Raw genomic sequence first — 6,177 nt, 5'->3', positions numbered from 1 at the left:
GATCGAAGGATGTCGCCGTCATGCCTGATCCTCGATGCGATGGATGTCGTCGTCCGACAGCCCGAAATGGTGGCCGATCTCGTGGACCAGGACATGGCTGATCAGCTCGCCCAGCGAGACGTCGCCGCGCTCGCACCATTCGTCGAGGATCGGGCGCCGGTAGAGGAACACCATCGAGGGATGGGGGTGGGGATCGAGCACCGACCGATGGGCCAGATCGACCCCCTGATAGAGGCCGGTCAGCTCGAAGGGATCTTCGATGTCCATCTCGTCCAGCACCTCGTCGCTGGCGAAATCGTCGACACGGATGATCACGTCGCCCGACAGGTCACGAAAGGTGGACGGTAGATTTTCGAAGGCGCGGCGGGCCAGGAGGGCGAAATCGTCGAGAGTCGGCGCGGGGCGGTCGGTATGGGTCATGGACCTCAGATAGGCTGATCGCGCGTGCGCGCCAGGGCGCATCGCGCTCTGGCCTCGGGCGCACTAAGCTGAAACTCTGATTCGCTTCCTGTTCGCCCTACCTCATCCTGCGCCTTTTCCCTGGGACTCAGCGACCTGTCGATGACCTCGCCCGATCTGATCCTCGCTGCGGCGGCCGGCGCGGTCTGCCTGGCCATCTGCGCCACGCTGTGGGCTCTGGCCCAGCGCCGCCGTTTCGAGGCGCGCATCGACGCCCTGCAGGCGAAGCTGACGGCGGTGGAGACCGGGTCCATGGCCGCCCAGGCCTCGGCCGAGGCTTTTGACAGCGCTCTGGTGGCGGTCGAGGACGGCCAGGCGCGGCTGGTTTCGGGCGAGGACAGCCTGGCCGCCTGCGCCAGCGTCTTGAATGTGGGCGCCGAGGCCCAGGCCATTGTCGACGCCCTGAGCCGCGCTGATCCCGACTATGCCGCGCGGCTCAAGGGCCTGTTCGAGCGTGGCGAGCCCTGCGCCTTCGAGGCGCGCGGGGCGGGCGGCTGCGTCACGGTCGAGGGCCGCGCGGCCGGGGCCCTGGCCTGGCTGCGACTGGCCGCCTCCAGCGCCGACGATGCGGGGCTGCCCAGCGCCGCCCGCTTCGCCGCCTTTGTCGACGGCCTGGTCGAGCCGGCCTGGATCTCGGGCGCCGATGGCGGGCCGATGTGGGGCAACGCCGCCTATCTGCAGGCGATCGGCGCGCCCGACGCCGCCAAGGCCGCCCGCGAAGGCAAGTCGTTCGACCGCGCCGCCGACGCCCTGGCCATCGAGGCCGCCACCAGCGGCGAGCGGCGCGAAGCCGTGCGCTGGGCCCCGATCCAGGGCCGCCGCCGCGCCTTCCGGTTCACCGCCAAGCCGCTGGAAGGCGGCGGGGTCGGGTGTTCAGCGCCGATGTCACCGATATCGAGGAAATCCGCGACACGCTGAAGAAGCATGTCGAGGCCCATGACGAGACCCTCAACCACATCGCCGACGCGGTGGCGATCTTCAGCCAGAGCCGTCGGCTGTCGTTCCACAACACCGCCTTCGCCGAGCTGTGGGGCCTGGAGCCGGCCTGGCTGGCCGAACGTCCCACCCATGGCGAGGTGCTCGACCGCCTGCGTCAGCGCCGCCGCCTGCCCGAGACCGTCGACTACGGCAAGTGGAAGGCCGCCGAACTGGCCCGTTACGAAGACATCGGCCCGCAGGCCGACGAACTGTGGGACATCCCCGACGGCCGCACCCTGCGCGTCGTGCGCCAGCCCCACCCCCTGGGCGGCATGCTCCTGCTCTATTCCGACATCACCGGCGAGCTGCGGCTGAAGGCCCAGTACAACGCCCTGATCCAGGTGCAGCAGGCCACGCTCGACAAGCTCAACGACGCCGTGGCGGTGTTTGGCTCTGACGGCCGGCTGCGCCTGCACAACGAGGCCTTCGAGACCTTCTGGAACGTCACCCCGGCGGCGCTGACGGCGGCGGGCGATTTCGAGGGCGTGGTCGAGCTGTGCGTGCCGCGCCTGCACGACCTGTCGTTCTGGCGCGAGCTCAAGGGGCGCGTGGCCGATCCCGATCCGCAGATGCGCGCCCCCACCTCGGGCGAGACCCGCACCTCAGACAACCGCATCGTGGTCTGGCAGTCGCGGCCCCTGCCGGACGGCGCGACCCTGATCGCCTTCGCCGACGTCACCGACACCCGCCAGCTGCCGACCGCTCGGCCGCCCTGGCCGAGGCCGAGCGCCTGAAGCGCGACTTCGTCGGCAATGTCTCCTACGAGCTGCGCACGCCCCTGACGACGATCATCGGCTATTCGGAATTGCTGGAGCGGGCCGACGGACTGACCGAGCGCGGCAAGGGCCATGTGGCCGCCGTGCGGTCCGCCGCCACCCAGCTGGCCCGCTCGATCGACGACGTGCTCGACATGGCTCAGATCGACGCCGGCGAGATGGCCCTGGAGATCGAGGACATCCGTGTCGAAGACCTGCTGACCCACGCCCAGACCCGCTTCGAGCGGTTGGCGGAGGTCGGCGGCGTGACCCTGACCCTGGTTTGCGACGAGGCGGTCGGTCTGATCCGCGGCGACCGCAAGCGCCTGTCCAGACCCTGGACCACCTGGTCGAGAACGCCCTGCGCCAGACCCCGCCCGAGGGCCGGGTGACGATCACGGCCCGTCGCGCCCTGGGCGAGGTCCGGCTGGACGTCGCCGACACCGGGCGCGGCGTGCCCTTCCACGTCCAGGCCCACATCTTCGATCGCTTCGTCGGCCGTGATCGCGGCGCCGGGCTGGCGCTTGGCCTGGGGGGGCCCGGGCCTGGGCCTGGCCTGCCTGGTCAAGGCGCTGGTCGAACTGCACGGCGGCTGGGTGGCGCTGGAAAGCGAGCCGGCGCCGGATCGACCTTCACCTGCCACCTGCCCGAGACCCAGCATCCCGCGCCATGCAGCCTGAGTTCGGCTTCTAGTCCGCGGGCGCGCGGGCCATGCTATCAGTCTGACCATGGACGCCCCCACCCCAGAACCCTCGCGAAGCGCCTGACCCGCGGGGCGCGACGCGCCCTGGACGGGCTGGGCGGGACTCTGGTCGCCGTGGCGCGGTGGGGATCGTCACGCCGGTCCTGCCAACCACCGTCTTCTGGATCGGCGCGGTGCTGTGCTTCCTCAAGACCCGTCCCCACGCGGTGCGGCCGCTGCTGCGCACCCCGGTGGTGGGTCGGGCGATCATTCGCCTATCTGCGCTGGCGGCCGTTCGGCGGCTCGCGTCGGCGGCGCTGAACGCCTATCTAGCGCGGCCATGACCGACGCCATCGATGACGAAGACGAGACCGGCCAGCGCCGCCGGGCGCTCAGCAACCGCAAGGTGCTGGGCTTCATCGCGCGCTTTTGGCTGCGTCGCAAAGGCCTGTTCTTCACGGGCGTCGGCCTGACCCTGGTGGCCGTGGGCTTCGAACCTGGCCATGCCCTGGGCCTCGGGGGCGGCTGGTGGACGCGGTGGTCGAAACGCCGCGGGGCGACCCGGCCGCCTGGACGGCGCTGTGGATCTTCATCGGCGTCTATCTGGCCTTCGCCGTGGTGCGCAACATCTCCCACCGGTTCTGGATCCCGCTGGCGGCCCGCAACATGGAGGAGATGACCAATGAGGGCTTCGCCCGCGTTCAGGCCTTCTCGTCCGACTGGCACGCCAACAGCTTCGCCGGCGCGACGGTGCGCAAGCTGACCCGGGCCATGTGGGGCTATGACAATGTCACCGACGCGGCGACCATCTGGCTGGGTCCGGGCCTGATCGTTCTGTTGGGCCTGTCGGGCATGATGCTGTGGCGCGAGCCCCTGGCGGGCGTGATCTGCCTGGCGGTGTGTCCGTCTATCTTGGCGTCAACCTGCTGGTCACCGAGCGCTATGTGCGGCCCGCCAACCTGCGCTCCAACGCCCTGGATTCCCGGATCGGCGGGGCCCTGGCCGACGCGGTGACCTCCAACCCGACGGTCAAGAGCTTCGGGGCCGAGGCCCGTGAGACCGCCCGGATCGCCGTGGTCACCGCCGACTGGCGCGACGCGGTGATGGTCACCTGGAACCGTTTCACCGACGTCTGGCTGGGTCAGAACCTGTTGCTGGTTGTGCTGCAGGGCGGCCTGACCGGCTCGATGGTCTGGGCCTGGTCGAAGGGCCGCGCCACCCCCGGCGACGTGACCTTCGCCATCACCGCCTTCCTGCTGATGAGCGGCTATCTGCGCAACATGGGTGAGAATATCCGCATGCTGCAAAAGGGCCTGGACGACACCGAGGACCTGGCCGCCTGGGAGGGCCTGCCCCCGCAGATCGCCGATGCGCCCGGCGCGCCGGCCTTCGCGCGCGGCCCCGGTGCCATCGAATTTCAGGGCGTGGCCTTCCGCTACAAGTCGGCCGGCGCGCCGCTGTACGACCGCTTCTCGCTGAGCATCGCCCCGGGCGAACGGGTGGCCCTGGTCGGGCCGACGGGTTCGGGCAAGTCGACCTTCGTCAAGCTGATCCAGCGCCTGCACGACCTGCAGGGCGGGCGGATCGTCATCGACGGCCAGGACGTGGCCAAGGTCACCCAGGGCTCGCTGCGGCGGGCCATCGCCGTGGTGCCCCAGGACCCGGCCCTGTTCCACCGCACCCTGCGCGAGAACATCGCCTATGGCGCCCCCGACGCCACCCAGGAGCAGATCGAGGCCGCGGCCCGCAAGGCCCTGGCCCATGACTTCATCCTGACCCTGCCCAAGGGCTATGACACCCTGGTCGGCGAGCGCGGCGTCAAGCTGTCGGGCGGCGAGCGCCAGCGCGTGGCCATCGCCCGCGCCTTCCTGGCCGACGCCCCGATCCTGGTTCTGGACGAGGCGACCTCGTCGCTGGACGTCGAGACCGAGGCGCAGGTTCAAAAGGCCGCCGAAGCCCTGATGGCCGGCCGCACCACCATCGTCATCGCCCACCGCCTGTCGACCGTGCGCGGCGCCGACCGCATCCTGGTGTTCCAGAACGGCCGCGTCGTCGAGGAAGGCCGCCACGCCGAGCTGAAGGCGGCGGGCGGGGTCTATGCGCGGCTCAATGCGGTCAGCGAGGGGGCGGGTTAGGCGGCTAAGGTCGGTTCTTCGCCTGGACCTTGTCGCCATCGGGCGTCGGGCAGGCCTTTCCGGCCGGGCTGATCCGCAACCGCAGACCGCCGACCAGCAAGTCGCGGCGCTGTTCGGGGTCTGACAGACTGGCCTTGCCGGTCTTGAACGCCTCAGCCAGATCGCCCTGGTCGCAGGGCCGCGTCGCCACCCCGACCTTCGACCAGGCCCCGTCGCCGCCCCGCTTGAGGACATCAACCGCGCTGCCGTTCGACAGGAGCACTTCCTCGACCCCGTCGGCGTCGGTGTCCAGCAGGGCGGCGGCGCAGTTTTCGGGCGAATAGCCGCAGAGGAAGCCGCTTTCGTCCAGGCCCTGCTTGAGCAGGTCCGCCGGCAGGGCGCGGCCCTTGGGATAGACGGCCACCTTCTTGAGTTGACCGACTTGATCGGCCGCCGGCCGCGCGGTTGAGGCGATCGCCGTGCGGGCCTGTTTGGCGATGTCGGGCGACTTGCTGGCCTTCAACCGCTGCAAGGCCGCCTGGCCGGCGCGACCCGCGTCGAACCGCAGGAACGCAAAGTCGAACGCCTCGGCCTTCACCTTGCCGCGCTCCAGCCGCGCCACCTGGTCGTTCACCGACAGCCGCCTCGGGTCGGCGAGCGGCGTAAACAGGGCCAGCAGCACCGCGACCACGACGAAGGCCATGGCGATATTGGTGGTCTCCAGGGTCTTCATCCACGGTCCGGGCCGCGCGGCGGCGACCGCGTAGCCGATCGCGTAGCCGGCCGCGACCAGCACGCAGGCCGCAGCGATCACCCGGTCGGGGCTGAGGCCATACTGACCGATCCGCAAGGCCAGGCCATAAGCGGCCAGGCCGACGATCGGCGCCAGCAGCAGGCCGGTGATCCGCGCCGCCCAGGCCAGAACCAGCGGCGGCTTGTCCGACCCGTCCTGATAGGCGGCGTTGGTCAGCAGCACCAGCAGGGCGGCGGCGACCAGAAGCAGGGCGGTGGCGCTCTTGGTCGCCCACAGCGGGGCCAGGCCGGTGAAGGGCAGGGTCAGCAGGAAGCCGCCGGCGATCAGGGCCATCAGCGGCAGCAGCCAGGCCAGCAGGGTCAGGGCCACGGTGCGCACCCCGCGCACCAGGGCGGCCCGCACGTCGGTCAGCTGCACGGCGGCGGCGAACATCAC

The 6,177-nt window shown here is 70.6% G+C and carries 7 protein-coding genes and 2 pseudogenes; 7 read left to right on the top strand and 2 right to left on the bottom strand.

Translation table 11 applies throughout. The features are described 5' to 3' along the window. Positions 1-18: 18 nt before the first annotated feature. On the bottom strand, positions 19-420 hold the full coding sequence (locus tag CSW58_RS05615; protein WP_099446627.1) for a metallopeptidase family protein: 402 nt from the start codon (positions 418-420) through the stop codon (positions 19-21). Positions 421-561: 141 nt separating this feature from the next. Between CSW58_RS05615 and CSW58_RS16095 the strand changes: the two genes are divergently transcribed. The 7 genes and pseudogenes from CSW58_RS16095 to CSW58_RS05600 all read left to right on the top strand — a co-directional run bounded on the left by CSW58_RS16095 (position 562) and on the right by CSW58_RS05600 (position 5,009). Continuing rightward, complete coding sequence (locus CSW58_RS16095) at positions 562-1,377, top strand: hypothetical protein (protein ID WP_369825088.1); 816 nt, start codon at positions 562-564, stop codon at positions 1,375-1,377. Continuing rightward, entirely contained in the window at positions 1,329-2,171 is an 843-nt protein-coding gene (locus tag CSW58_RS16090; protein WP_369825086.1) for a PAS-domain containing protein, read from the top strand. The genes CSW58_RS16095 and CSW58_RS16090 overlap by 49 nt, the downstream gene beginning before the upstream one ends. Then, the gene (locus CSW58_RS16085) at positions 2,060-2,584 is read left to right on the top strand and encodes a sensor histidine kinase (RefSeq protein ID WP_369825089.1); all 525 of its coding nucleotides are present in this window, start codon (positions 2,060-2,062) and stop codon (positions 2,582-2,584) included. Before CSW58_RS16090 ends, CSW58_RS16085 begins: the two co-directional genes overlap by 112 nt. Beyond that, positions 2,476-2,787 (top strand): annotated as a pseudogene (locus tag CSW58_RS16080) (ATP-binding protein); the annotation flags it as partial. The gene CSW58_RS16085 and the pseudogene CSW58_RS16080, both read left to right, overlap by 109 nt. Continuing rightward, positions 2,717-2,872, top strand: a complete 156-nt coding sequence (locus CSW58_RS16075) for a hypothetical protein (RefSeq protein ID WP_369825090.1) — start codon at positions 2,717-2,719, stop codon at positions 2,870-2,872. The pseudogene CSW58_RS16080 and the gene CSW58_RS16075, both read left to right, overlap by 71 nt. A 145-nt stretch (positions 2,873-3,017) precedes the next feature. Beyond that, positions 3,018-3,218 carry a DUF454 family protein gene (locus CSW58_RS14945; RefSeq protein WP_236627661.1) on the top strand — a complete coding sequence of 67 codons (201 nt, stop codon included), beginning with the start codon at positions 3,018-3,020 and terminating at the stop codon, positions 3,216-3,218. Beyond that, positions 3,215-5,009, top strand: a pseudogene (locus CSW58_RS05600) (ABC transporter ATP-binding protein). Before CSW58_RS14945 ends, CSW58_RS05600 begins: the two are co-directional and overlap by 4 nt. Before the next feature lie 4 nt (positions 5,010-5,013). Here CSW58_RS05600 and CSW58_RS05595 read toward each other — a convergent pair. Further along, positions 5,014-6,177: DUF4153 domain-containing protein (locus CSW58_RS05595; protein WP_143755096.1), on the bottom strand; the 1,164-nt coding region annotated here is incomplete at its 5' end.

The organism is Caulobacter sp. B11, assembly GCF_002737765.1.
In the GTDB taxonomy this organism is placed as follows: Bacteria; Pseudomonadota; Alphaproteobacteria; order Caulobacterales; family Caulobacteraceae; genus Caulobacter.
This window is presented reverse-complemented; position numbering and strand designations above follow the sequence as displayed.